At 69.2% G+C, this 24,065-nt stretch carries 23 protein-coding genes; 14 read left to right on the forward strand and 9 right to left on the reverse strand.

The window, feature by feature from the left end:
* The first annotated feature begins 9 nt into the window (after positions 1–9).
* The 4 genes from AB0M22_RS10610 to AB0M22_RS10625 all read left to right on the forward strand — a co-directional run bounded on the left by AB0M22_RS10610 (position 10) and on the right by AB0M22_RS10625 (position 6,812).
* Positions 10–462, forward strand: a complete 453-nt coding sequence (locus AB0M22_RS10610) for a DUF3592 domain-containing protein (RefSeq protein ID WP_364723473.1) — start codon at positions 10–12, stop codon at positions 460–462.
* A 127-nt stretch (positions 463–589) separates the two neighbouring features.
* Positions 590–1,729: a glycosyltransferase family 1 protein gene (locus AB0M22_RS10615; RefSeq protein WP_364723476.1), complete on the forward strand. Its 1,140-nt coding sequence runs from the start codon at positions 590–592 to the stop codon at positions 1,727–1,729.
* A gap of 86 nt (positions 1,730–1,815) precedes the next feature.
* Positions 1,816–2,520 (forward strand): demethylmenaquinone methyltransferase, encoded by a 705-nt coding sequence (locus AB0M22_RS10620; RefSeq protein ID WP_364723478.1) that lies wholly within the window; start codon positions 1,816–1,818, stop codon positions 2,518–2,520.
* Positions 2,521–2,633: 113 nt separating this feature from the next.
* Positions 2,634–6,812, forward strand: coding sequence for a bifunctional nitrate reductase/sulfite reductase flavoprotein subunit alpha (locus AB0M22_RS10625; protein WP_364723481.1), 4,179 nt, complete (start codon positions 2,634–2,636; stop codon positions 6,810–6,812).
* Between the two features lie 20 nt (positions 6,813–6,832).
* Here AB0M22_RS10625 and AB0M22_RS10630 read toward each other — a convergent pair whose 3' ends face one another.
* The gene (locus AB0M22_RS10630) at positions 6,833–7,867 is read right to left on the reverse strand and encodes an aldo/keto reductase (RefSeq protein WP_364723483.1); all 1,035 of its coding nucleotides are present in this window, start codon (positions 7,865–7,867) and stop codon (positions 6,833–6,835) included.
* An 82-nt stretch (positions 7,868–7,949) separates the two neighbouring features.
* Between AB0M22_RS10630 and AB0M22_RS10635 the strand changes: the two genes are divergently transcribed.
* Positions 7,950–8,582: a TetR-like C-terminal domain-containing protein gene (locus AB0M22_RS10635; protein WP_364723485.1), complete on the forward strand. Its 633-nt coding sequence runs from the start codon at positions 7,950–7,952 to the stop codon at positions 8,580–8,582.
* 69 nt (positions 8,583–8,651) lie between these two features.
* Here the strand turns inward: AB0M22_RS10635 and AB0M22_RS10640 are convergent, their stop codons facing one another.
* The gene (locus AB0M22_RS10640; protein WP_364723488.1) at positions 8,652–9,230 is read right to left on the reverse strand and encodes a TIGR03086 family metal-binding protein; all 579 of its coding nucleotides are present in this window, start codon (positions 9,228–9,230) and stop codon (positions 8,652–8,654) included.
* Positions 9,231–9,426: 196 nt separating this feature from the next.
* Here AB0M22_RS10640 and AB0M22_RS10645 point away from each other — a divergent pair, with 196 nt between their 5' ends.
* Together AB0M22_RS10645 and AB0M22_RS10650 are read left to right on the forward strand one after the other, a co-directional pair.
* Entirely contained in the window at positions 9,427–9,663 is a 237-nt protein-coding gene (locus tag AB0M22_RS10645) for a hypothetical protein (protein ID WP_150399775.1), read from the forward strand.
* Positions 9,664–9,795: 132 nt separating this feature from the next.
* Entirely contained in the window at positions 9,796–10,011 is a 216-nt protein-coding gene (locus tag AB0M22_RS10650; protein WP_364723492.1) for a hypothetical protein, read from the forward strand.
* 18 nt (positions 10,012–10,029) lie between these two features.
* Here AB0M22_RS10650 and menD read toward each other — a convergent pair whose 3' ends face one another.
* From menD to AB0M22_RS10665, 3 genes are all read right to left on the reverse strand, one after another.
* Positions 10,030–11,673: a 2-succinyl-5-enolpyruvyl-6-hydroxy-3-cyclohexene-1-carboxylic-acid synthase gene (menD, locus tag AB0M22_RS10655; protein ID WP_364723495.1), complete on the reverse strand. Its 1,644-nt coding sequence runs from the start codon at positions 11,671–11,673 to the stop codon at positions 10,030–10,032.
* Positions 11,674–11,834: 161 nt separating this feature from the next.
* Positions 11,835–12,284, reverse strand: a complete 450-nt coding sequence (locus AB0M22_RS10660) for a hypothetical protein (RefSeq protein ID WP_150400817.1) — start codon at positions 12,282–12,284, stop codon at positions 11,835–11,837.
* Between the two features lie 85 nt (positions 12,285–12,369).
* Complete coding sequence (locus tag AB0M22_RS10665; protein WP_364723498.1) at positions 12,370–13,026, reverse strand: PaaI family thioesterase; 657 nt, start codon at positions 13,024–13,026, stop codon at positions 12,370–12,372.
* 93 nt (positions 13,027–13,119) lie between these two features.
* On the opposite strand from AB0M22_RS10665, the gene AB0M22_RS10670 reads away from it, so the two are divergent.
* From AB0M22_RS10670 to AB0M22_RS10690, 5 genes are all read left to right on the forward strand, one after another.
* Positions 13,120–14,013 (forward strand): 1,4-dihydroxy-2-naphthoyl-CoA synthase, encoded by an 894-nt coding sequence (locus tag AB0M22_RS10670; protein WP_364723501.1) that lies wholly within the window; start codon positions 13,120–13,122, stop codon positions 14,011–14,013.
* A 1-nt stretch (position 14,014) separates the two neighbouring features.
* Positions 14,015–14,407: a VOC family protein gene (locus AB0M22_RS10675; RefSeq protein WP_364723504.1), complete on the forward strand. Its 393-nt coding sequence runs from the start codon at positions 14,015–14,017 to the stop codon at positions 14,405–14,407.
* A 411-nt stretch (positions 14,408–14,818) separates the two neighbouring features.
* Positions 14,819–15,952 carry an o-succinylbenzoate--CoA ligase gene (menE, locus tag AB0M22_RS10680; RefSeq protein WP_364724081.1) on the forward strand — a complete coding sequence of 378 codons (1,134 nt, stop codon included), beginning with the start codon at positions 14,819–14,821 and terminating at the stop codon, positions 15,950–15,952.
* A gap of 67 nt (positions 15,953–16,019) precedes the next feature.
* Positions 16,020–17,006 carry an ATP-binding cassette domain-containing protein gene (locus AB0M22_RS10685; protein WP_364723506.1) on the forward strand — a complete coding sequence of 329 codons (987 nt, stop codon included), beginning with the start codon at positions 16,020–16,022 and terminating at the stop codon, positions 17,004–17,006.
* A complete protein-coding gene (locus AB0M22_RS10690; RefSeq protein ID WP_150399782.1) occupies positions 17,003–17,839 on the forward strand; it encodes an ABC transporter permease in 837 nt (278 codons plus the stop codon). The genes AB0M22_RS10685 and AB0M22_RS10690 overlap by 4 nt, the downstream gene beginning before the upstream one ends.
* A 64-nt stretch (positions 17,840–17,903) precedes the next feature.
* Here the strand turns inward: AB0M22_RS10690 and AB0M22_RS10695 are convergent, their stop codons facing one another.
* Complete coding sequence (locus tag AB0M22_RS10695) at positions 17,904–21,284, reverse strand: BTAD domain-containing putative transcriptional regulator (RefSeq protein ID WP_364723510.1); 3,381 nt, start codon at positions 21,282–21,284, stop codon at positions 17,904–17,906.
* Positions 21,285–21,371: 87 nt separating this feature from the next.
* On the opposite strand from AB0M22_RS10695, the gene AB0M22_RS10700 reads away from it, so the two are divergent.
* Positions 21,372–21,839 (forward strand): SRPBCC family protein, encoded by a 468-nt coding sequence (locus AB0M22_RS10700; RefSeq protein ID WP_364723513.1) that lies wholly within the window; start codon positions 21,372–21,374, stop codon positions 21,837–21,839.
* A 36-nt stretch (positions 21,840–21,875) separates the two neighbouring features.
* The gene (locus AB0M22_RS10705) at positions 21,876–22,745 is read left to right on the forward strand and encodes a 1,4-dihydroxy-2-naphthoate polyprenyltransferase (RefSeq protein ID WP_364723516.1); all 870 of its coding nucleotides are present in this window, start codon (positions 21,876–21,878) and stop codon (positions 22,743–22,745) included.
* A gap of 14 nt (positions 22,746–22,759) precedes the next feature.
* Here the strand turns inward: AB0M22_RS10705 and AB0M22_RS10710 are convergent, their stop codons facing one another.
* The 3 genes from AB0M22_RS10710 to AB0M22_RS10720 all read right to left on the reverse strand — a co-directional run bounded on the left by AB0M22_RS10710 (position 22,760) and on the right by AB0M22_RS10720 (position 24,047).
* Complete coding sequence (locus tag AB0M22_RS10710; RefSeq protein ID WP_364723519.1) at positions 22,760–23,146, reverse strand: phage holin family protein; 387 nt, start codon at positions 23,144–23,146, stop codon at positions 22,760–22,762.
* Between the two features lie 83 nt (positions 23,147–23,229).
* Entirely contained in the window at positions 23,230–23,826 is a 597-nt protein-coding gene (locus AB0M22_RS10715) for a Clp protease N-terminal domain-containing protein (protein ID WP_364723523.1), read from the reverse strand.
* Complete coding sequence (locus tag AB0M22_RS10720) at positions 23,826–24,047, reverse strand: helix-turn-helix domain-containing protein (RefSeq protein ID WP_150399788.1); 222 nt, start codon at positions 24,045–24,047, stop codon at positions 23,826–23,828. Before AB0M22_RS10720 ends, AB0M22_RS10715 begins: the two co-directional genes overlap by 1 nt.
* Positions 24,048–24,065 lie beyond the last annotated feature (18 nt).

Consider the following 24,065-nt stretch of genomic DNA (forward strand, 5'->3'; position numbering starts at 1 on the left):
CTTGTTGCGGTGTTGGAAACCACGCAGTCTGATCGGCGGTCTATCCGCCTGCGGCGGGCCAGGATCGGCGTGCTCACGGCTGCGACGGTGATCAGTGTGCTGGTCGTGCTGCTGGTCTTCGCCGCCTGGCGCAACGACTACCTGATCAGCTCGGACAAGGGCGTGACCAGCGCCGAGGTGCTCTCCGCCGGGCGGTTGCGCTCCGCGGTCATGTACGTGACCCCGGACGGAGAGACGCACAATCCGAAGGTCGGCGTGCTGTACCCGACCAATCTGACCGCGGGCGAACGCATCCGGGTCGAATACAACCGCGCGGACCCCGATCTGGTGCGGGTGGAGGGCCGCGATGTGCGCGTCGCCATTCCCCCCGCGTTGTCGGTGATCGTCGTGGTGTGGCTGGTCGCCCTGCCGACCCTGTACCTGCTGGCCCGGCTCGGCCGGCGCAGGCCGAAATCGAGCTGAGCCAGGACCGGCCGCTCCCCGCGTTCGGCGGGTGAAACGCCGTCCGGCCCGAGGAGTTCGCTCGATCTTTAGGTGTCCTTCACGCTTGTGTGGCGACCCGGCGCGCTGCGGGCGGCACCCTGAGAGGGTGCGTGTAGCGATCGTTGCGGAGTCGTTTCTGCCGAATATGAACGGCGTCGTCAACTCCGTGCTGCGGGTGGTCGAACACCTGGACCGGCACGGCCACGACGCGTTGATCATCGCGCCGGATACCCCGCGGGGACTGCCGCCGGCCGCGCGCTGGCACGAGCGGTTCCGGGTGCACCGGGTGCCCGCGGTGATGGTGCCGAAGATCAGTTCGCTGCCGGTGGGGTTGCCGCAGCCCGGCATCGTCGCGGCGATCGAGAACTTCGACGCGGACGTGGTGCATCTGGCCTCGCCGTTCCTGCTCGGGGCCGGTGGTCTCGGGGCGGCGATGCGGCTGGACCTGCCGACCGTGGCGATCTATCAGACCGATGTCGCCGGGTTCGCCAAGAGTTACGGGCTCGCGCTGGCCAGCCGGGCCGCCTGGGCCTGGACCCGGCGCATCCACGAGGGCGCGACCAGGACGCTCGCACCCTCCACCGCCGCCGCGGAAGACCTGGCCCAGCACGGCATTCCGCGGGTGCACCGGTGGGGTCGTGGTGTGGACATCGCCCGGTTCAACCCGGCCGCGCGCCGCACCGAACTGCGCGATTCCTGGCGGGCCGGGGACAAGCTGGTGGTCGGCTTCGTCGGACGGCTCGCGCCGGAGAAGCACGTCGAACGGCTCGCGGTGCTCGACGGCGACCCGGACATCCAGCTGGTGATCGTCGGCGACGGTCCGGAACGGGCTCGGCTCGCGCGCATGATGCCGAGCGCGGTCTTCACCGGCGAACTCGGCGGCCACACCCTGGCCGAGGCGTACGCCAGCCTGGACGTGATGGTGCACGCGGGCGAGCACGAAACCTTCTGCCAGGGCGTGCAAGAGGCGCTCGCCTCCGGGATCCCGGTGATCGGCCCCGACGCGGGTGGCCCGCGCGACCTGATCGCGCACTGTCGCAACGGATATCTGCTCCCGGTCGACCGGTTCAGCGAGCTGCTGCCGAGTGCGGTTGCGGCACTGCACGATCCGGTGCTGCGCGCCCGATTCGCCGGGGCCGCACGCAAATCGGTGCTGCACCGCACCTGGCCCGCGATCTGCACCGAGCTGATGGGGCACTACGCGGACGTGACCGGTACCCGAATGCGGTTACCTCATACGGCATAAAGGACGATGCCCGCCCACGATTCGATGTGACCGAGAATTCTCCGTACCTGCCTCGGCACGACCCATCGCGAGCGTTAGGGTCAGGCGTGGCGAAAACAGAAACGACCAGGGCCTCGTTGGACAAGCAGCCGCACGAGGTCGCGACCATGTTCGACGGTGTCGCACGTCGGTACGACCTGACCAACACGGTGATCTCCGGTGGTCAGGATCGCTACTGGCGCTGGGCGGTGCGCAAGGCGCTCGCGCCGCGGCCGGGCGAGCGGGTGCTCGACCTCGCCGCCGGCACCGGGGTGTCCACGGTCGACCTGGCGAAGTCCGGCGCCTGGTGCCTGGCCGCCGACTTCTCCCAGGGCATGCTCGCCGCCGGTAAGCACCGCAAGGTGCCGATGGTGGCCGCCGATGCCATGGCGCTGCCGTTCGTCGACGAGTCGTTCGACGCGGTGACCATCTCCTACGGCCTCCGCAATGTCGCCGATCCCGACGCCGCGCTGCGCGAGATGCTGCGCGTCACCAAACCGGGCGGCCGGCTGGTCATCGCCGAGTTCTCCACCCCGATCGTGCCGGGTTTCCGCACGGTGTACATGGAATACCTGATGAAGGCGCTGCCGAAGGTGGCGCGCGCGGTCAGCAGCAATCCGGACGCGTATGTCTATCTCGCCGAATCGATTCGGGCCTGGCCGAATCAGCGCCAGCTGGCGCTGCGGATCGCCGACACCGGGTGGTCTTCGGTGAAGTGGCGTAATCTCACCGGCGGGATCGTCGCGCTGCATCGGGCGTACAAGCTCGGCTGAGCAGCGATCTTCATCACACCTCACCATCAGCTTTTCCGCTGGTGAGGGTCATTGTCACTTGTCGATAACGCGCGGTAAAACCGTCGCAATCGGCGATGGCCATGATCGGGAGCATGGTGGACGCAGGCACGAAACCCGCGGTCGGCACCGCGCGGACGGCATGCTCGTACTGTGGCGTCGGTTGCGGCATCACGGTGCAGACCCGCGCGGGCGCCGACGGAGCACCGGTCATCGCCAAGGTCAGCGGGGACAAGCTGCACCCGGCGAACGCGGGTCGGCTGTGCACCAAGGGCGCCACCCACCTGGAACTGATGCGGACGCCGGGCCGGATGGAGACCGCGTACCGGCGGCCCGAGCGCGGTCAGGAACCGGTGCCGGTCCCGGTCGACGACGCGGTGCGCGAGGCGGCCGATCGGTTGCGCGCGATCCTGGACGAGCACGGACCGGACGCGATCGCGTTGTACGTCTCCGGGCAGCTGTCGCTCGAGGCGCAATATCTGGCCACCAAACTGGCCAAGGGCTATCTGCGGACCGTGCACATCGAGGCCAACTCGCGGCTGTGCATGGCGAGCGCGGGCACCGGCTACAAGCAGTCGCTCGGCGCGGACGGCCCGCCCGGCTCCTACGACGACTTCGAGCACGCCGACCTGTTCTTCGTGATCGGCGCGAACATGGCCGACTGTCATCCGATCCTGTACTTGCGCATGGCCGATCGGCTCAAGGCCGGCGCGAAACTGATCGTCGTCGACCCGCGGCGCACCGACACCGCGACGCGGGCCGACCTGTTCCTGCAGATCGCGCCGGGCACCGATCTGGCGCTGTTGAACGGCCTGCTGCATCTGCTCGTCGAAAACGGTGACATAGACCGGGATTTCATCGCCGAGCACACCGAGGGCTGGGACGGGATGGCCGAGTTCCTCGGCGACTATCCGCCCGCGCGGGTCGCCGCGATCACCGGGCTCGCCGAGGTCGATATCCGCACTGCCGCACGATGGATCGGCGAGGCGGGCGAGTGGATGTCGCTGTGGACGATGGGGCTCAACCAGTCCACCCACGGCACCTGGAACACCAACGCGCTCTGCAATCTGCACCTCGCCACCGGCGCGATCAGTCGTCCCGGCAGCGGGCCGTTCTCGCTGACCGGGCAGCCGAATGCGATGGGCGGGCGGGAAATGGGCTACATGGGGCCCGGCCTGCCCGGCCAGCGCAGCGTGCTCTCCCCCGCCGATCGCACGTTCGTCGAGACCGCGTGGGGGCTCGCGCCCGGGACCGTGCGTAGCGAGGTGGGGCCGGGCACCATCGAGATGTTTCGCGAACTGGCCGCGAGCAAGATCAAGGCGGCATGGATCATCTGCACGAATCCCGTTGCCACCGTGGCCAATCGCAAGACGGTGCTGGACGGGTTGGAGGCGGCCGAGCTGGTGATCGCCCAGGATGCCTACACCGAGACCGCCACCAATGCCTATGCCGATCTGCTGCTGCCCGCCACGCTGTGGGCCGAAGCCGATGCGGTGATGGTGAATTCGGAGCGCAACGTCACCTTGTTGCAGCGGTCGGTGGATCCGGTCGGTGACGCTCGGCCGGATTGGCAGTTGATCGCGCAGGTCGCGACCGCGATGGGTTTCGCCGGGTTCGAGTTCGCCTCCAGCGCCGAGGTTTTCGCCGAGATCAAGCAGTTCGCCAATCCGGCCACCGGATATGACCTGCGCGGCATGGATTTCGAGCGGTTGCGGGAAGGGCCGATGCAGTGGCCTTGCCCGGACAGTGCGCGTTCGCGCAATCCGATTCGGTACGTGAACGACGGGGTCAGCCAGAATCTGCACGTCGACGCGGACGGGCGTCGGCCGCGGCTGGCGTTCGCCACGCCCAGCCGGCGGGCGGTGTTCTGGCCGCGTCCGCATCTGCCGCCGGCCGAGATGCCCGACGACGACTTTCCATTCCTGCTCAATACCGGCCGGTTGCAGCATCAATGGCACACCATGACCAAGACCGGCAAGATCGGCAAGCTGAACAAGCTCAACGGGCAGCCGTTCGTCGAGGTGCATCCGGCCGACGCCGAGCGGCTCGGGCTGCGGGTGGGTGATCAGCTCGAAATCGCCTCGCGGCGTGGGCGGGCCGTGTTGCCGGTGCAGATCAGCGATCGGGTGCGGCCGAGTGATTGCTTCGCGCCGTTCCATTGGAACGACGAGCACGGTGAGTATCTGACGATCAACGCGGTCACCAACGACGCGGTCGATCCGGCGTCATTGCAGCCGGAGTTCAAGGCGTGCGCGGTGTCGTTGCGCCGGGTGGCCGTGCCGGAGCCCGAGGCGCCGGAATCGCCTGCCGTGCCGACGCCTTCGATGGCGGCCGCGCATCCGCTGGCCGCGGCGTTCGGGTTGGATGCGGCCGCGACGCCGACGCTCACCGAGACCGAGCGGATCTATCTCAGCGGGTATCTCGCTGCGCTACAGGCGATTCCGGTGACCGGGTTGCCGGTGCTGCCTGCCGCCGCGCCGATGTCCGCGCAGAGCAGGTTGTGGGTCGACGGTGTGCTTGCGGGCATGTACTCCCGGGCCACCGCCGCTGCCGACGCCGCGCCCGCGCATCCGGTGACCGTGCTGTGGGCGTCGCAGACCGGGTCCGCGGAGGAGCTCGCCGCGACGGTCGGCGCGCGGCTGGCCGAATGTGGTTTCGCGCCACGGCTGCTGGACATGGATTCGTGCGCGGTGGACGCGCTGGCCGGGGACGTGCTGGTGATCAGCAGCACCTTCGGCGACGGCGGGCCGCCGGACAACGGCACCGACTTCTGGAACCGGCTCGACGGCGCCGCGATTCAGCTCGACGGCGTGCGCTTCGCGGTGTTCGCGCTCGGCGACTCCGCCTACGACGACTTCTGCGGGCACGGGCGCAAATTGGACGAGAAGTTCGCCGAATACGGTGCGACGCGGCTGCTTCCGCGAGTCGACAGCGAGCCCGATTTCCAGGAGCCCGCCGAGCGCTGGCTCGACTCGATCGTGGGCGTGCTCGGCGAGTCGATGGAAGGCGGTGCGCCGGAGGATGATCCGCAGCCGCCGGCGCCGGACCGGACGGCTCGCACCCGCGGCAACGCCATGACGGCGGTGCTCACCCGGGCCGCCGCGCCCGCGCCGGGGCGTATTCGACGCGAGATCGCGCCGTTCACCCGGCAGGCGCCGGTGCCCGCGCCGCTGGTGCGCAACGAATCGCTCACCCTGAACGGTTCCTCGAAAGAGGTGCGGCAGTTCGGCTTCGACCTACGCGGGCTGGAGGCCGACTACGAGGTCGGCGATTCGCTCGGCGTCTGGCCCACCAATGACGCGGTGCTGGTGGACGAATGGCTCGCCACCACCGGCCTCGACGGCCGCCGGATCATCGAGGTCGACGATCGCGAACTGTCGCTGGCCGAGGCGCTGCGCACGCATTACGACATCAGCAAGGTGAGCAACGACCTGCTCGCCTTTATCGCGGAACGCAATTCGAACATCCGGCTGGCGAAGCTGTTGCGGCAGAACAACCGCAACGAGCTGGACAACTACCTGTGGGACCGCCAAGCCGTCGACGTGCTGCGCGATTTCCCGGTGCGCGCCGATCTGGTGGACTGGCTCGGCACGTTGAAAAAGCTGCAACCGCGCCAGTATTCGATCTCGTCGAGCCCGCTGGTCAGCCCGGACGAGGTGCAGCTGACCGTCGGCATCGTGCGCTACGGCGATCCCGCCGCCACCGGATCGGCCGCCCGGCGCGGCGGAGTCTGCTCCACCTTCCTGGCCGACCGAGCGGGCACCGACCCCGCGTCCGTGCCGATCTTCCTGCAACGCGCCCCGCATTTCCGCCCGCCCGCCGACCCGACCGCACCGATGATCATGGTCGGCCCCGGCACCGGCATCGCCCCGTTCCGCGGCTTCCTCCAGGAGCGCCGGGAACTCGGCTGCACCGGCCGCAACTGGCTGTTCTTCGGCGAACAGCACGCCGCCCGGAACTTCTACTACCGCACCGAACTCGAGAACATGTTCCGCTCCGGCTTCCTCACCCGCCTGGACCTGGCCTTCTCCCGCGACCAACGCGAACGGATCTACGTCCAGCACCGCATGATCGAGCACGGCGCCGAACTCTGGTCCTGGCTCTCCGACGGCGCCCACCTCTACATCTGCGGCGACGCAACCAGAATGGCCAAAGACGTAGACGACGCCCTCCTCCGCATCGCCCGAGTCCACGGCAACCTGGACGACCCCGGCGCCCAAGCCTTCCGCAAACAACTCATCACCCAAAAACGCTACGTCCGCGACGTCTACTGACCTGACCGGTCGATTTTCGCTTACACCGCAGGGGGGTTGAGGCGGGTGAAGTCGGGGAGGCGGTAGTACGGGTAGTAGGGGTAGGGCGGGGTGGTGGTGCTGGCTTTGTCCAGGCGGGCTATTTGGTCTGTGGTCAGTTCCCAGCCGATGGCGCCGAGGTTTTGGCGTAGTTGGGCTTCGTTGCGGGCGCCGACTATGACGGTGGCGACGGTGGGGCGGCGCAGTAGCCAGTTGAGGGCGATCTGGGGGACGGTTTTGCCGGTTTCGACGGCCAGGTCGTCGAGGACGTCGACTACGTCGTAGAGCTTTTCGTCGTCGACCGGGGGGCCTGCCTCGGCGGTCTGATGCAGGCGGCTGCCGGCCGGGATGGGTTGGCCGCGACGGATTTTGCCGGTGAGGCGGCCCCAGCCGAGGGGGCTCCAGACGACGGCGCCGACACCCTGGTCTCGGCCCAGTGGCATGAGTTCCCATTCGTAGTCGCGCCCGACCAGGGAGTAGTAGACCTGGTGGGCGACGTAGCGGGTCAGGCCGTGCTTGTCGGCTGCGGCAAGGGATTTCATCAATTGCCAGCCGGCGAAGTTGGAGGCGCCGAGGTAGCGGATCTTGCCGGCCCGGACCAGATCGTCCAGTGCGGCAACGACTTCCTCGACCGGGGTGCCCGCGTCGAAGGCGTGCAGCTGGAACAGGTCGATGTAGTCGGTGCCTAGCCGGCGCAGCGAGGCCTCGACCGCGCCGATCAGCCTGGCCCGCCCGGAACCGGCCTGCGCCGGGCCGGGCCCGGTGGGCAGCGAGGCCTTGGTGGAGAGGAGCAGTCGATCGCGCCGGCCCTTGATGGCCGCGCCGAGCACCTCCTCCGAGGCGCCGTCGGAGTAGACGTCGGCGGTGTCGAACATGGTGACGCCCGCCTCCAGGCTGATGTCGACCAACCGCCGCGCCTGCTCGGCATCGGTGTCGCCCCAGGCGCTGAACAGTTCGCCTCGTCCGCCGAACGTGCCCGCGCCGAAGCTGAGGGCCGGGACGAGCAGACCTGATGCGCCGAGCCGCCGGTAGTCCATGTTGACTCCTAAAGGGTCTATAGTTCCGTTAACTCGTCGAACGGTACACCCACTCGGCGCTAAATGAAACTGGAGACCCATTATGACTGAAGACGACGCCGCTCCCGGCTCGGTTCGCCCAGGTGGACGCACGGCGCGCGTCCGCGAGGCCGTGCTGCAAGTGGCCGGCGATCTCCTCGCCGAGCGCGGCTTCGCCCACCTGGACCTCGCCGAGGTCGCCGCCGCCGCCGAGGTCGGCAAGACCACCGTCTACCGCCGCTGGCGCAATCCGACCGGCTTGGTCACCGATCTGCTGGTCGACATGGCCGAGCAGTCGGTGTCGCACGCAGACACCGGATCGCTGCTCGGCGACCTCACCGCCAACGCCCGCCTGGTTGCCGAAACACTGACGGATCCGCGGCAGGGCAAGCTCTTTCAGGCCGTCATCGCCGCCGCCACCTGCGACGAGGCGGCCGCCACCGCACTGCGCCGCTTCTACGACGTCCGGCTCACCGAATGGTCGCCCTGCGTCGACCGTGCCATCGAACGCGGCGAAGCCCCGGCGGGCACCGATGCGCGCGCCGTGCTGTCGGCGGTGTCCGCCCCGCTGTACTACCGCCTGCTGGCCAGCGGCGATCCGATCGACGACCACGCCGCGACCTCGGCCGCCCGCGCCGCAGTCGATGCCGTCACCGCGGGCACCTTCACCACCGCAGACTCGACGCACACCTCCTGATGTCCCGCACCGGGATTCGCGTGCGTCAGATCAAAAGGGCTTGCGGCTGCGTGCGTGTGGTCGTTTCGCCTACGCGGTCCAGTCGGCGCTGCGCCCGGTGAGCGCGAGCACGCGGTCGAGCGCCGACGCCTCGGCCGGAACCGGGACCACCGGACCGAAGAGCCCCGGAGTTCCTTCGGGCGGAACACCATTGAGCATGTCGAGCAGCGTGGCGAGATCATCCGCGGTCGCGCTGAACGGCTGCCCGGTCGCCTTCGCCAGATCCCACCCGTGCACCACCAGTTCGTCCAACGCGATCCTGGCCATCACCGGCGCCGCCTCGCTGACCCCGCCGGCCTCGGTCACGCCGTCCCACGCGCCCGGGTCCCGCCACGCGCCGACGAGCGCCTTCAACTGCGCGGGAATGCGGGCGCGCCAATCGCCGGCCAGTGCCCGCTCCGCCCCGATGGACGGCGCGATCGACCCGCCGACCGCCTCCTTAGTCGCGGCCTGCCGGAACGCCTCGGTCAGGTCCACGACGTGCGCGAGCAGGTCACGCACGGTGGTCTCGGCGCACGGTGACGCGGCGTCGAGCTGATCGTCGGTGATGCGGCAGACCACCGTCTCGAGTGCGGTGGCGGCCGGTTCGAAATCGAAATCCTGATTCATCGGTTCTCCTGGGGGCACGCTGGACGTCTCTGGTTGTGCAGACGACGCGGTGCGCCAGGATTCATCGGTGCGCGTCCGAACCGCGCCCGGCCGCGCTCCGCCGGGCGAATTCACCGGCCGTCCGACGACGCCCGCGCGACCGCACCGCGACCAACTCGTGACAGCGAAAAGCGCTGGAAAAGAGGACAATTGGTAGATGAAGGGTGATCGAGTGGAGATCGTCGTCGACTTCGGCGACGGGTCTCGCAATTACGAAGTGGTCGCTACCCGGGCCGGGCGGCGAGTCGAAGTGCGCATCGCGCGCGGAGTCGTAGAAGTGACCGAGGTGACCCGAACCGGGACACCTGTGCGGACCGCGCGATTCATGGCCGGCCGCACGCTGGCCCTGGTCGAATTCCCGGCCGACGGAAACGGGGCACGCGCGGGTGAGTAGCGCGACGCCGCAGGGTTGCTCGCGCACCGGAGGTGGCGCATGCTCGACAGTGCTGGACCGTTGTCCGCCTTGATTACGGCGTGCCCGCGCGGGTACGCCTCGACCGAGGCCCACTGCCGAGAGGAGCGCACAATGACCGATCGCAGCACGTCCGACGACCTGTACGCGGTTCCGGAAGCCGACCTCGCCGAGCAGTCGATCCCCGCGTACCCGAACGACCTCGAGTACGCGGACGACCGATCGGACCAGGACGACCCGGCAATAGCCGAAACCTGGAACGCCGCTGAGGCAGATGTGATCGAACAATCGATCGCGGTCCCCTTCGACGACGAGCCGGACCCCGCCTGAGTTCAGCGAAAGATCCGGTCAGGGAGCGATCTTCGCGCGCACCGTCGCGTGCAACTCGCGCAGGCTGGACCGCTCGGTAGCCACTTCGAGCACCCGCGTCCCGTGCGCGTTGCCGGCCAGCTCGACCGCCAGCTGCGCGGGATCGACCTGCTTGTGCGGGATCCGGTAGGCCGCGCACAACGCGGCCAGATCCATCCCGTGCGGCGTGCCGAAGACCCGCTCGAAGACGCCCGCGTACTGCGGATCACCCTGCTCGAGCAGCTCGAAGATGCCGCCCCCGTCGTCATTGGCCACCACGATGGTCAGGTCGGCGGGCCGCGGCTCGCCGGGACCGATGAGCAGCCCGGACGCGTCGTGCAGGAAGGTCAGGTCGCCGATCAGCGCGACGGTCCGGCCCTCGTGCCGCAGCGCCGCCCCGACCGCGGTGGACACCGTGCCGTCGATCCCCGCGACACCGCGGTTCGACAGCACCCGGATGCCCGGCCGCGGATGCGACACCAGCGCCGCGTCCCGCACCGGATTGGACGCACCGAGCAGCAGCTGATCACCGTCGCGCAGCGCGTTCATCACGACCGCGGCCACGTGCAGTCCGGTCGGCTTCGGGTGCGCGTCGAGTTCCTCGCGCACCACCTGCTGCGCCTTCGCGTTCAGCTCACGGCAGTACGCCAGCCACTCCGGACGCGGCGCGCCGGAGGTGACCGCCCTGGTCCCGGTGCCGAGCACATTGCCGGAGACATCGGGCCAGCGCGGCCCGGTGGTGAGCGCGTAGACCCGAACCGCCGGGTCGGCAAGGACTTTGGACACCTGACGATGCAGTGTCGGCCGCCCGGTGATGATCGCCTGGCGGGGCTTCAGCAGCGGCAGCGCGAGCGGATGCAGCGCGGGACCGTGCATCGGCGCGGTGGGTTCGGCGACCGTGGGCAGGTCGGCCAGCTCCGGCCGCAGCCCGGCGCCGTGCCCGGAGATCACCACGGTGTCGGGGGTGAGATCGAGATCGAGCGGCACGTCCAGCGTGGCGTACTGGGTCTTGGTCCACGCCTGATCGTCCGCGCGTCCATCCGGGGTGAATTCACCCGGCGCGAGGTTGGGCACCAGCGGTTCGCGCAGCGGGATGTCGAAGTGCACCGGGCCCGCGTTGCCGGAACGGGTGCCGCGAGCCGCCGCGAGGACGCGGCAGACGGCCGAACGCCACTGGCTGTTCTGATGCCCGTAGGCCGCGCAGTCGGCGGTCACGACTTCTTCCTCGGCCAGGCCGAGGCTGATGGTGGCGCGGACCTGGCTACCGAACAGCCCGAGCTGTTCCACCGTCTGATTGGCGCCGGAACCGAGCATCTCGTACGGCCGGTTGGCGCTGAGCACGACCAGCGGAATGCGCGCGTAATTGGCCTCCAGCACCGCCGGGCCCAGATTGGCCACCGCGGTACCCGAGGTCATCACGACGGGCACCGGCAGACGGCTGGACACCGACAAACCGATGGCCAGGAAGCCCGCGGTCCGTTCATCGATACGCATGTGCAGCCGGATCCGCCCCGCGGCGTCGGCGGCCTGCAGGGCGAAGGCCAGCGGGGCGTTGCGTGAGCCGGGGCACAGGACGACGTCGCGCACCCCGCCGCGCGCGAGTTCGTCCACGATGACCTGCGCTTGCGCTGTAGACGGGTTCACGTCTCCAGCCTCTCAGACAGTGGCCTCCACGTCTTCGTCGCCCTGCTCACACCGGGCGGGTCGAATGGGGCCGGCCGGACAGCAAAACGCGCCGCACATCGGAAAGCCCGGCCGCGGGCGGCCGGTCGATGTGCGACGCGTTCTACGTGCACGAGGTTAATTCAGTTGGCGTGCTTCTGAATCAGGTCGCCGACGCGCGGCAGCGCCTCGATGACGTTCTTCTTCGCCGACGAACGCATCGACGAGTAGACCTTCTTCAGCGCGGGCCGGGTGGAGGCTTCGGCGCGGGCGTCGGTGACCGACAGGAGTGCCTCGGCGACCTGGTCGGACTTGGCGACCAGCAGATCGCCGAACTTGCCCGACGCTCCCGCTGCGGTGAATTCCTGCCAGAACGGGTCCAGCTGCGCAACGAGTTTGGGCGCCAACGACTCCAGGCCGTCGGGCACGATCGACGGGCTGATCTTCTTGACCGCCGCGTAGCCACCCTTCACTGCCAGGCCGGACGCACCACCCTTGTCCGAGACCTCGGCATCAAGAACCTCGACGGCATCGGCAAGGAAAGCCGGGCGCTTGGCGTCGTCGAGCAGGGATTCAGACAGTGCTGCAACCACTTTCAGGTCCTCCGGAATAGGTTTCGATGAACGAGCAGGCGCAACTATACGCATCCCCGCGCAACTGGTCGCGGCACTCACCGGCTCAAGGCTGCCAGGGCAGCAATTGCACCATCAATCCTTCACAATCTGCGAGCAGATTGCCCTGCTCATCGAGCAATTCGCCGGTGATGAAGGTCTTGCGCCCCTCGATCCGATCGACACGACCGCGCACCGTCAGCGGCGTTTCCAGCGGAGTGATCTTGCGGTAGTTCACATGCAGGAAAGCGGTGCGGCTGATCGGCCGGCCGGCGTAGTGCACGATCATGCCGAGCAGTTCGTCGAACAGCAGCGGCAGCACGCCGCCGTGCACCGCGCCGTTGCCGCCGAGGTGGTATCGGCGGAACTCGCCGGTCATCCGGATGCCGTCCGGACCCGCCTCGGCCAGTTGCCACGGCGGCAGCAGAAGGCTTCCGCGGCCGGGTAATTCGACCGCGCGGCCGGCCGGGCCCTGGAGTTCGGGCGCGCGGTGCGGCTCGAGCAGCGCGATGAGTTGTTCGGCCTGAGCGAGCGCGGCGCCGAAGACCTCGTCCGGCGCGTCCACGGATACCGCGAGATCCTGCAGGGTCCGCATGGCCTCGACGAACGGCCCGAAGCTGGGCCCGATCTTCGCGCGGGACGCCTTCGGGAATCCCCCGTGCCGTTCGTACCGGGACTCGTCCACCGCGCTACGGTCGATAACCGGTTTCACTCGATCACTCATATATGCACGGTAACGCGTTATTTTACACCGTCAAGTAGCAGATTTTCACACGCAGCTCGAGCCGAGTCAGAGCCGAGGGCAATAATCACTGGGGTGACGTTCAATCCGAAGTTGTGGCGACCCGTCCCCGGGTTCGAGAATCTGACCGACATCACCTATCACCGGCACATCGAACAGGGCACGGTCCGTGTCGCTTTCGATCGTCCCGAGGTGCGCAATGCGTTTCGCCCGCATACGGTCGACGAACTCTTCCAGGCCCTGGACCACGCACGGATGACCGCCGACGTCGGCGCGGTGCTGCTCACCGGCAACGGCCCGAGCGAGAAGGACGGCGGCTGGGCCTTCTGCTCCGGCGGCGACCAGCGCATCCGCGGCCGCAACGGCTACCAGTACGCCAGCGGCGACACCGCGGACACCGTCGACCAGGCGCGCGCGGGCCGGCTGCACATCCTCGAGGTGCAGCGGCTGATCCGGTTCATGCCCAAGGTGGTCATCGCGCTGGTGAACGGCTGGGCCGCGGGCGGCGGGCACAGCCTGCACGTGGTCTGCGACCTCACCCTGGCCAGCCGCGAGCACGCCCGGTTCAAGCAGACCGACGCCGACGTGGGCAGCTTCGACGGCGGTTACGGCAGCGCCTATCTGGCGAAGATGGTGGGCCAGAAGTTCGCCCGCGAGATCTTCTTCCTCGGCCGCCCGTACACCGCCGAGGAGATGCACCAGATGGGCGCGGTGAACAAGGTCGTCGACCACGCCGAACTGGAAAACGTCGCGCTGGAATGGACCGCCGACATCAACGGCAAATCCCCACAGGCCCAACGCATGTTGAAGTACGCGTTCAACCTGCTCGACGACGGACTGGTCGGCCAGCAGCTCTTCGCCGGCGAGGCGACCCGGATGGCCTACATGACCGACGAGGCCGTCGAGGGCCGCGACTCGTTCCTGGAGAAGCGCAAGCCCGACTGGACCCCCTACCCCTGGTATTTCTGACATGGACATTCTCAGCAGCCGGATCATCCTGCGCCCGGCCGACTACGAGCGGACGCTCGGTTTCTACCGCGACGGGCTCGGCTTGGCCGTCGCGCGGGAGTATCCGGGCGGCACCGTTTTCTTCGCTGGACAGTCGCTGATCGAGGTCGCCGCGCACGGCGGATCGGGCACACCGTCCGCGTTCGACGGCGCCATCTGGCTCCAGGTGCGCGATGCCGCGGACGCGGCGGCGGAGCTCGCGTTGAAGGGCATCGTCATCGATCGGGCGCCGGTGCAGGAGCCGTGGGGACTGATCGAAATGTGGGTGCGCGACCCGGACGGGGTGCCGATCGTGCTCGTCGAAGTGCCCTCGGATCACCCGATCCGGCGCGATACTCGCAGGTCGAAGGACTGACAGCGGCTTCGCCCCGGCCCACGCGCGGCGGAGCCGAGTTGCCAAGGGCGGCCACGGCGAGGACGATAGCGCTCGGATGGCCCCCGACCGCCGATGTCCGGCCCGGCCACCGTGCGTAACCCGTCCGACGAGTGAATCGCAGTCTCGATGCCTGGCGTACCTGAGCCCCATTTCTTGGGGGTGGCCGCACATGTCTCGCGCCACCCCAGCAAACCGACCACCCGTTCCGCGTTCGGCGACGCGGCCATGACACGATCGCTACCGTGAGCAAGCGCAGTGGGCGAGCCGTAGGCACAGCGCCTCTGGGAACGATGGGGCCGAACGGCGAGGTGGAGTCGTGACTGTTCCGCGAGCGGCGGGGGCCGGCGCCAGCGAGGTGAACTCGTGAGCCGCACTCTGCGCACGCTGCCGATGCCGACCGGCTCCGGCGCGGGCGAGGTCCTTCCACATCTGCGAGAAGCGTTGGAGGGCAACGGTCCCGCGTGGCTGCCGATCCCGACCAGCGACCGGCGCGAGGCCCGGCGCCTCAGCGACGCCCTCGCACCCGGCGAGACCATCGATGACGACGTCGCCCTCGTGGTGACCACCTCCGGCACCACCGGCGTGCCCAAGGGCGCGATGCTGAGCGCGGCCGCGCTGCGGGCCAGCGGCACCGCCACGCACGACCGGCTCGGCGGACCGGGCAGCTGGCTGCTCGCGCTGCCGACGCATCACATCGCGGGCATCCAGGTGCTGCTGCGCAGCATCCTGGCCGGCACCCAGCCCACCATTCTCGACGTCTCCGGCGGCTTCCTGCCCGAGGCGCTGGCCGGGGCGGTCTCCGGCATGCGCGGCGAGCGCCGCTACACCGCGCTGGTGCCGACCCAGCTGATCAAGGCGCTCGACGCACCCGTCGCCGCGGCGGCGCTGGCCCAGTTGGACGGCGTCCTGGTCGGCGGCGCGGCCACCCCGCTGCCGGTCTACGAGCGCGCGAAAGCGGCCGGTATCAACGTCGTTCGTACCTACGGCATGAGCGAGACCTGCGGCGGCTGCGTGTACGACGGCATCCCGCTGGACGGCACGCAGATCCGCATCGAGGACGGCCGGGTGCTGCTCGGCGGCGCGATGATCGCCTCCGGCTACCGCGGCCAGCCGGACAACCCCGCCTTCGCCGAGCCCGGCTGGTTCCGCACCGAGGACGCGGGCACCTTCACCGACGGCAGGCTCAGCATCACCGGCCGGCTCGACGAGGCCATCATGACCGGCGGCCTGCTGGTGATCCCGCAGGTGGTCGAGGCCGTGCTGATGAACCACCCGGCCATCCGCGAATGCGTGGTGCTCGGCCTGCCGGACGAACGCCTGGGCCAGCGCGTCGCGGTCGTGGTGGTCCCCGCCCCCGGCGCCACCCCCACCCTGGACGAACTGCGCGAACACGTGGTCGCCGAACTGGATTCGATCGCCGCCCCGCGCGAACTCACCCTGGTCGACGAGATCCCCATGCGCGGTCCGGGCAAGCCGGACCGCACCCGGCTCCGGGAAAGCCTGCTCGCCGACTCGGCCCACTGACGCCCGCAAGCGACGGCGTCACCGTCGTGCAAGGACCGTGCAAGAAGCGTGCCGCACAGTCCTACCCATGACTTCTTTCACACCCACTTCAGCACTCGCCGTCGAGGCGGACGGGCTGGTCAAGGTGTTCGGGGAACAGCGCGCCGTCGATGGTGTGAGCCTGGCGGTGCCGCAAGGCTCGGTGTACGGCGTGCTCGGACCGAACGGCGCGGGCAAGACCACGACCATCAAGATGCTCGCCACCCTGCTTCGCCTGGACGGCGGCAGCGCCCGCATCTTCGGCCACGACGTGGTCGCCGAACCGACGGCCGTGCGGTCGCTGGTCGGCGTCACCGGGCAGTACGCCTCGGTCGACGAGGACCTGTCCGCCACCGAGAACCTGATCCTGTTCTCCCGCCTGCTCGGCCTCAGCCGCACCGACGCCCGGCGCAAGTCGGTCGAACTGCTCGAGGAGTTCGACCTGACCGAGGCGGCGACCAAGCCGCTCAAGAACTTCTCCGGCGGCATGCGGCGTCGGCTCGATCTGGCCGCCAGCCTGATCGCGACCCCGCCGCTGCTGTTCCTCGACGAGCCGACCACCGGCCTGGACCCGCGCACCCGCGCCCAGATGTGGGAGACCATCCGCAGGCTGGTCCGCGAGGGCGCCACGGTGCTGCTCACCACGCAGTACCTGGACGAGGCCGACCAGCTCGCCGACCGCATCGCGGTGATCGACCACGGCAAGGTGATCGCGGACGGCACCGCCGACGAGCTCAAGGCCTCGGTCGGCGGCTCCTCGCTGCACCTGACCCTGGTCGACCGGGATCAGCTCGACGAGGCGCGCCGCATCGTCAGCGAGTTCCTCGATGCCGACGCCGTGATCACGCCGGAGGCCGGGCGGCTGACCGCACCGCTGCAGGATGCCGACCTGACCGCCGATCTGCTGATCCGCCTGCGCGAGCGGCAGATCGGCCTCGACGAGATCACCGTCAGCAAGCCGAGCCTCGACGAGGTCTTCCTCACCATCACCGGCCGCCCGGCCGACGACACCGACACCGAAAGGAGCGCGGCATGACCACGATCACCGCTCCCGCCCCCGCCCGCCGGGCCGCGCCCGTCAACATTCCCGAGGTCAGCAACCACATCAGCCTGCGCAGGTCGATCGAGACCTCGTTCACCATGGCCTACCGCGGCCTGCTGAAGATCAAGCACAACCCGGAACAGCTGTTCGACGTCACCGTGCAGCCGATCCTGTTCACCGCGTTGTTCGCCTTCATCTTCGGCGGATCGATCGGCGGGTCCGTGCACGACTACCTGCCGACCCTGATCCCCGGCATCCTGGTGCAGACGGTGATCCTGACCTCGGTCGTCACCGGAACCCAGCTGCGCGAGGACATGGACAAGGGCGTCTTCGACCGGTTCAAATCCCTGCCGATCGCGCGCATTTCGGCGCTGGCCGGCGCGCTGATCGCCGACATGGTGCGCTACACCATCGCCACGGTGCTCACCGTGGTGGTCGGCCTGTGCCTCGGCTACCGGCCCGGCGGCGGTTTCGCCGGCGTCGTGGTCGCCGGACTGGTGATCATCGTGTGCTCGTTCGCGGTGAGCTGGATCTGGGCGCTGGTCGGCGTCACCGGCAAGAGCGCCTCTGGCGTGCAAGGCATTTCGATGATGATCATGTTCCCGCTCACCTTCATGTCCGGCGCGCTGGCCCCGGTGAGCAAGATGCCGGGCTGGCTGCAAGGCCTGAACCACGTCAACCCGGTCTACTACATGGTGAACGCGGCCCAGGACCTGATGAACAGCAACATCTACGGCAGCAACCTGGCCTGGTCGTTGATCGGCTCGGCGGTGGTGATCGCGGTGTTCGCCCCGCTCGGGGTGAAGGCGTACATGCGCCGGGCCTGAGCCCGGACTCCGACGAGGGGATGACGAAACACCGGACGACCATGGGCCGTCCGGTGTTTCGCGTTCAGGGCTCGTCGTTCAATTCCCGCAGAATCTGCGAGATCCGCTGTGCCGACACCATCCGGCGCAGCTTGCCGACCTGAATCCTGGCCGCCGCCAACCGGTCCGGGCCGAGTAGCCGGTCGGCCAGCTCGGCGTGCGTGCGCCAGCGCATCGTCGGAAAGTCCTGGCGGCAGGACACATTGGGCGCCAAGGCGACCAGTTCCAGGCCGCGCTCCGGATCGCGCCCGGTGACGATCAGATACGAGCCGACGGCGCAGGCGATGCCGCCGGCCTGCGGCAGGTCGGTGTACTGCGCCATCATCGGCAGCCCCTGCTCGACCAACTGCCGCGCAAGTACGTCCGAGGTCGCCGCGGTGCCGTGCAGTACTCGTGCGTCCAGCGCCGCCGCGCCGAGCATGAGCAGGCCGGGGCCAGGGTTCGCACCGGTATCCGGCCAACCCTGCAACGTCAACGCGCGGTCGTAGCGGTGCAGGCCGTCCTCGACATCGCCCTTGCCCAGGGCCACTTCGGCGGCACTCTGCATCACCGCGGCGAGCAGATGATTCGTCCCGGGCATCGGTGCGTCGGAATCGGCGGAGCCGTAGGCGATGGCCAACTCGTGCTCGGCGCCGGCCTGATCGCCCACGCCCAACAGCGCCGCGATCAGCACGCTGCGGGTCTCGATGGTGTCCTCGTAGGCACCGAGCCGCTGCAACATTTCGAGCGAATGCCGGTAGTGCACAATCGCTTTCGAATATTCGGCGATCTGCCCGTACACCTGGCCGAGGTGCCTGCTCACCATGGCCGAGCTCCAGACGTTCTCGTGCCCATAGATGTCCAGCGCATGGACCGCGTCCACGGTGGAGCCGCGCACGTCGCCGAGGTTTTCTTTCAGGTTGGCGCGCAACAACAATGCGCTGGCCCGGGTTTCCGGATCCGCGGACCGGACGGCATGGGCGATCAACCGGGCCAGGCCGCGGCCGTCCGGCCGGCACAGCGTGATGCTGCTGGTGAACAGCACGCTGGGGCTGAGATCGGTTCGGCTGCGCCGCAATCGGCGCACCCGGACGCGCATCCGCGCGAGCTCTCGCCCCGCCCCGCCGCCGTAGGCCAGGTGCAGGAACATCGTTTGATAGCTCATCAGCACCAGATCCGCCGGTGGTGCGGTCGGGCTGGTCTCGTCGTACTCGAGCTCGCTGACCCGCCGCGCCCAGCCGACCACCTCCATGTGCGAGCCACGCATGATCCACAGCGTGGCGATCACCGGGAAGACCGTGTACGCGGTGTCCGCGTCGCGCCGGTCGAGCGCGAAACGCAGCGCCGCGAGCAGATTGTCCAGCTCGGTGGCCACCGACAGCGCGAGCTGGATCTGATCCCCGGTGAGGTACCTGGCTGCGACGTCGAGGCCGAATGCCCTGGCCCACTGCATCATTCGGATGGTGACCAGCTCGGCCTCGCCGGGCCAGGCGGCCAGCTGCTCCTCGCCGTACTCGCGCACCGTCTCCAGCATCCGATAGCGGGTGCCGAGCACATCGTCGTCGAGCACGGTGAGCAGCGACTGGTTCACCAGGCCGTCGACGGCCGCGGCGACATCGTCGACCTCGGGCCCGCCGGCCACCGCCTCGGCCGCGGACAGGGTGAAACCGGCCGGGAATCGGCACAATCGGCGCAACGCCACCTGCTGCGTCGCATCGAGCAGATTCCAGCTCCAGTCGATCACCGCGTGCAGGGTGCGGTGGCGGGCCGGCGAACTGCGATCGCCGTGCCGCAGCAGGGCGAACCGATCGGCCAGCCGCAGATTGATCTCCTCGACGCTCATCACCCGCACCCGCGCGGCGGCCAGCTCGATGGCCAGCGGCAGACCGTCGAGGGTGTGACATAGCTGCGCGACCACCTCGGGGTCGAGCCGGATGCCCGGCCGGACCGATCTGGCCCGCGCCACGAACAGCTCCGTCGCGGGCGCGTCGGCGCCGTCGATGATCAACGGCGGCAACGGATACACGGTCTCGGCGGTGATCATCAGCGGCGCCCGGCTGGTGGTCAGCACGCTCAGCCGGTCCGCGACGCCGATCAGGTCGGCGACCACCACCGCGGCGGCATCGATAAGGTGCTCGCAATTGTCCAGGATCAGCAGCATCGGCCGGGCCGACACCGCCTCGTGCAGCCGCTGGCGTGCGTCGGCGCGGCTGACCAGGGTGGTGGTGCCGTAGGCCACGTCGCTCAGGCCGAGCACCGCACTGATCGCGCCCTCGATCTCGCCCCTGGCGTCGGCGCCTTCGGCCCGCAGCGACGCCAGTTCCACCAGCACCACCCGGCGCGCGCCCGCGGACCGGGCGCCGACCTCGTTGGCAACCCTGGTCTTTCCCGATCCGCCGGGGCCGAGCACGGTGATCACCCTGGACGCGGCCAGCAGCGCGTCGAGTGCGGCCAGGTCGTCCGCGCGACCGAGCAGGGCGTTCGGTGCGGCGCGTAGGCCGATCGCGGCGGGCACCCCGAATTCCGGTGCGGGGTCGGGCAATTCGTTGCCGGTACGGTCCGAGAGAGCCGCCGAGCGCCGCAGCTGCCGGGTGGTATCCGCACCGGAGACGGCGATGCCGTTGCGCCCCAATGGTTCTCCGCGCAGGATCGCGGTGTTCAACTCGACCAGCGCCGCACCGGGGTCCGCGCCGAGCTGATCGACCAGCCGAATCCGGAAGGCGGCGAACGACTCCAGTGCCTCGTTGGGCCGCCCGGCCAGGGCGAGCAACCGCATCACCGTGAGCTGAGCGGGCTCGTCGAGCGGGCTCAGACCAGCCCGGAATCGGGCGATCCGCAGCGCGCCGTCGAGGTCGCCGGTCGCCTCGCGGGCGGCGAGTTCGAGTGCGTCCAGTTCGGCCAGCCGGCTCGTCGCCACCGCGTTCAGCGCGTCGGCCACCTCGCCCGGCGGCAGATCCGCGCCGGGCTCGCCGCGCCACAGCGCCCGCGCCTGCTCGATCGCGTCGAGGCAGCCCGCGTCGTCACCGGCGCTCCGGTACTCACGGGCCTGTCGGACCAGGCCGGCCACGAGCGTCAGGTCCACCTGGTCAGCGGGCAAGGTCAGGCGGTAACCGGCGGGGCCGATCTCCAGTGCACCGTCCGGCAGCGCGGACCGTAGCCGCGACACCTGGGTGTGCAGCGCGTTCATCGGCGCGCGCGGCGGCTGCTCGCCCCACACGTCATCGATCAGGGACTGGGCGCTGCGGCTGCGGCCGGGGTGAAGGGCCAAGGCGGCGAGCAATAGCCGGGACCGGGCGCCGGGTAGCGCGGTGAGCGCACCGTCTCGGCGCAGCGCGATCTCGCCCAGCAGGGCGACCGCGACCGGTTCACCTGCGGGCGCCCGCACCACTTGACCGCGACCGTTCGGGCCGCCTTGTTCCGACAACATCCCGCGGTAATCGTATGCGAGCAGGGCTGGTCGAGCCGACATGGTTTTTTACCCCATTTCCGGTGGTCGGTCGCCTACGCTGTCCGCATGGCTGAGTTCGAAGTGGTCCGGCAGGCCGTGATCTCGGCCGAGCCGTCGCATATTCACGGGTTGATCGACAACCTGCACGAGTGGACGAAATGGTCCCCCTGGGAGGACCTCGACCCGCAGTTGCAGCGCACGTACACGGGCCCGGACGCCGGCATCGGCGCCAAGTACGCCTGGGTCGGCAACCGTAAGGCCGGTGCGGGCAGCATGGAGGTCGTCGCCAGCGCCGATCGGGAGATCGGCATCCAGCTGGTCTTCGAGAAGCCGTGGAAGGCCACCAACCAGGTGCTGTTCGAGCTGAATCCGACCGAGTCCGGCGCCACCGAGGTGGTCTGGCGGATGACCGGGGAGCAGCAGGGCCTGATGAAGGTGCTGTCCAAGATCCTGCCGACCGACAAGCTGGTCGGCAAGGACTTCGAGAAGGGCCTGGCCCGGCTGAAGGCGGTCGCGGAGGCCAACGGGCGCTGAGCGGCCGATGCCCGACCGCGACACTATGCTGCGGGGATGGCTACCGCAGCGCAATGGATCGAGGGCGCACGTCCACGCACCCTGCCGAACGCAATCGCCCCTGTCCTCGCCGGCACCGGCGCCGCCGCGTCGCTCGATGGTGCCGTGTGGTGGAAAGCCGTTCTCGCGCTGCTGGTTTCGCTGGCCCTGATCATCGGCGTCAACTTCGCCAACGACTACTCCGACGGCATTCGCGGCACCGACGACGTGCGGGTCGGCCCGGTGCGGCTGGTCGGGCAGAAGCTGGCCTCGGCCGCCGCGGTGCGCAATGCCGCGATCGCGAGCCTGGGCCTCGCCGCGGTGGTCGGCCTGGTGCTGGCCGCGACGACGGCCTGGTGGTTGCTGCTGGTCGGCGTGGCCTGCCTGGCCGGCGCCTGGTTCTACACCGGCGGCAGTAAGCCCTACGGCTACAGCGGCTTCGGCGAGATCGCGGTCTTCGTGTTCTTCGGCCTGGTCGGCGTGCTCGGCACCGAGTTCGTGCAGGCGGAGCGGATCGACTGGGCGGGTGTGGTGCTGGCGGTGTCGGTCGGCGCGTTCTCCAGCGCGGTGCTGGTGGCGAACAACCTGCGCGACATCCCGACCGACTCGCAATCCGGAAAGGTCACCCTGGCCGTCAAACTGGGCGACCCGCGGACCAGGACGCTGCAACTCGCGCTGCTCGCCGTCCCGTTCATCGGCACGCTGCTGCTGGTGGCGCGCACCCCGTTCGCGCTGGTCGGCCTGCTGGCCATTCCGCTCGCGGTGCGGGCCAACGCTCCGGTCCGCTCCGGCAAGGGCGGCCTGGAACTCATTCCGGCACTGCGCGACTCCGGCCTCGCGATGCTCGCCTGGTCGGCGCTCACCGCGTTGGCCATCAGCTTCGTCTGAGCCGGCCGCGCAGGCTAGTCGTCGCCGTCCGGCACCAGGATGCCGAGCACCCAGTTGACGATCGAGACGATCAGGCCGCCGATCACCGCGGCCCAGAAGCCGTCCACGCGCAGGCCGTAGTCGGTGGTCTCGCTGATCTTCGCGGTCAGCCACAGCATGAGCGCGTTGATCACCAGCAGGAACAGGCCGAGCGTGACGATCACCAGCGGCAGCGACAGCAGCTTGACGATCGGTTTGACCAGCGCGTTCACCACGGTGAACACCGCGGCGACGGCCAGCACGACAAGCACCTTGCCGACATTGCCGTTGTCCGCCGGGCTGATGATGTCGATCTTGTCGACCCAGGCGGCGGCCAGCCAGATGGCCACCCCGTTGATGATCAACCGAATCAGAAGCTGCATGCGCCCATGCTAAGGCGGCGAGGTGGACATGTGTCGACTCGAAACGCGATTCCCGACCGCCCCGCCGACCCATGTCCACCGGCTCACGCCGCGCGATCGAGCAGCGCGTGCACCTTGGGCCGCAGGTCGTGGACCGACTGCGAGCCGCCGAGCAGGCGCACAGTGGTCTGATTGGGCGCGCGCAGGATGCCGAGCAGCACGTGCGCGGATTCGATGGTCTTGTCCTTGCGGGCCATGGCTTCCCGCAGTGACAGCTCCAGCACCTTCTTCGAGTCCCTGGTGAACGGGATGTGGCCGAAATTGCCGCCACGCCCCCAGCCGAACGGGCTGCGCCTGCCCTCTGGAATCGCGCGGTCGAGCGCGTCCTCGCCGAAGCTGGCCTCCAGCGACTCGCGCACCGCGCCGAGATCGATGCCGATCGACCGCAACGCCTCGGCGTCCTCCTCCCCCAGCGGTTCGCTGCCCAGCGGATCGCCGGGCCGCTGCGCCGCCAGCGTGCTCATCACGCCCGCGTGGGTGACGCCTGCGTCGGCCAGCAGCGCCTTCACCTCGTCCTCGCTCTGCGACAGCAGGCCGAGCAGCACGTGCTCGACCTCGATGGTCGACGAACGCAGTTCCCGCGCGTCTTCCTGGGCCAGCACGATGGCCTTGCGCGCCGTCTTGGTGAACCGTTCGAACATCAGCGGTTCCTGCCTCTCTGATTGTGCTTCTGGTGGGCTGCCTGCTTGCTGACCTCGAGCGCTTCGGCGATCTGCTGCCATGACCAGCCCTGTTCGCGGGCATTGGCCACCTGGATCGCTTCCAGCCGTTCGAGCAGCCGCCGCAGGGCGAGTACCGCGCGCAACCCGACCTTGGGGTCGGGGCTGCCCGCGGCGGCCGCCAGAGTGGTTGCTTCTGTCATGGCGTCAATTTTGATTGA

The organism is Nocardia sp. NPDC051756 (assembly GCF_040681495.1).
GTDB lineage: Bacteria > Actinomycetota > Actinomycetes > Mycobacteriales > Mycobacteriaceae > Nocardia.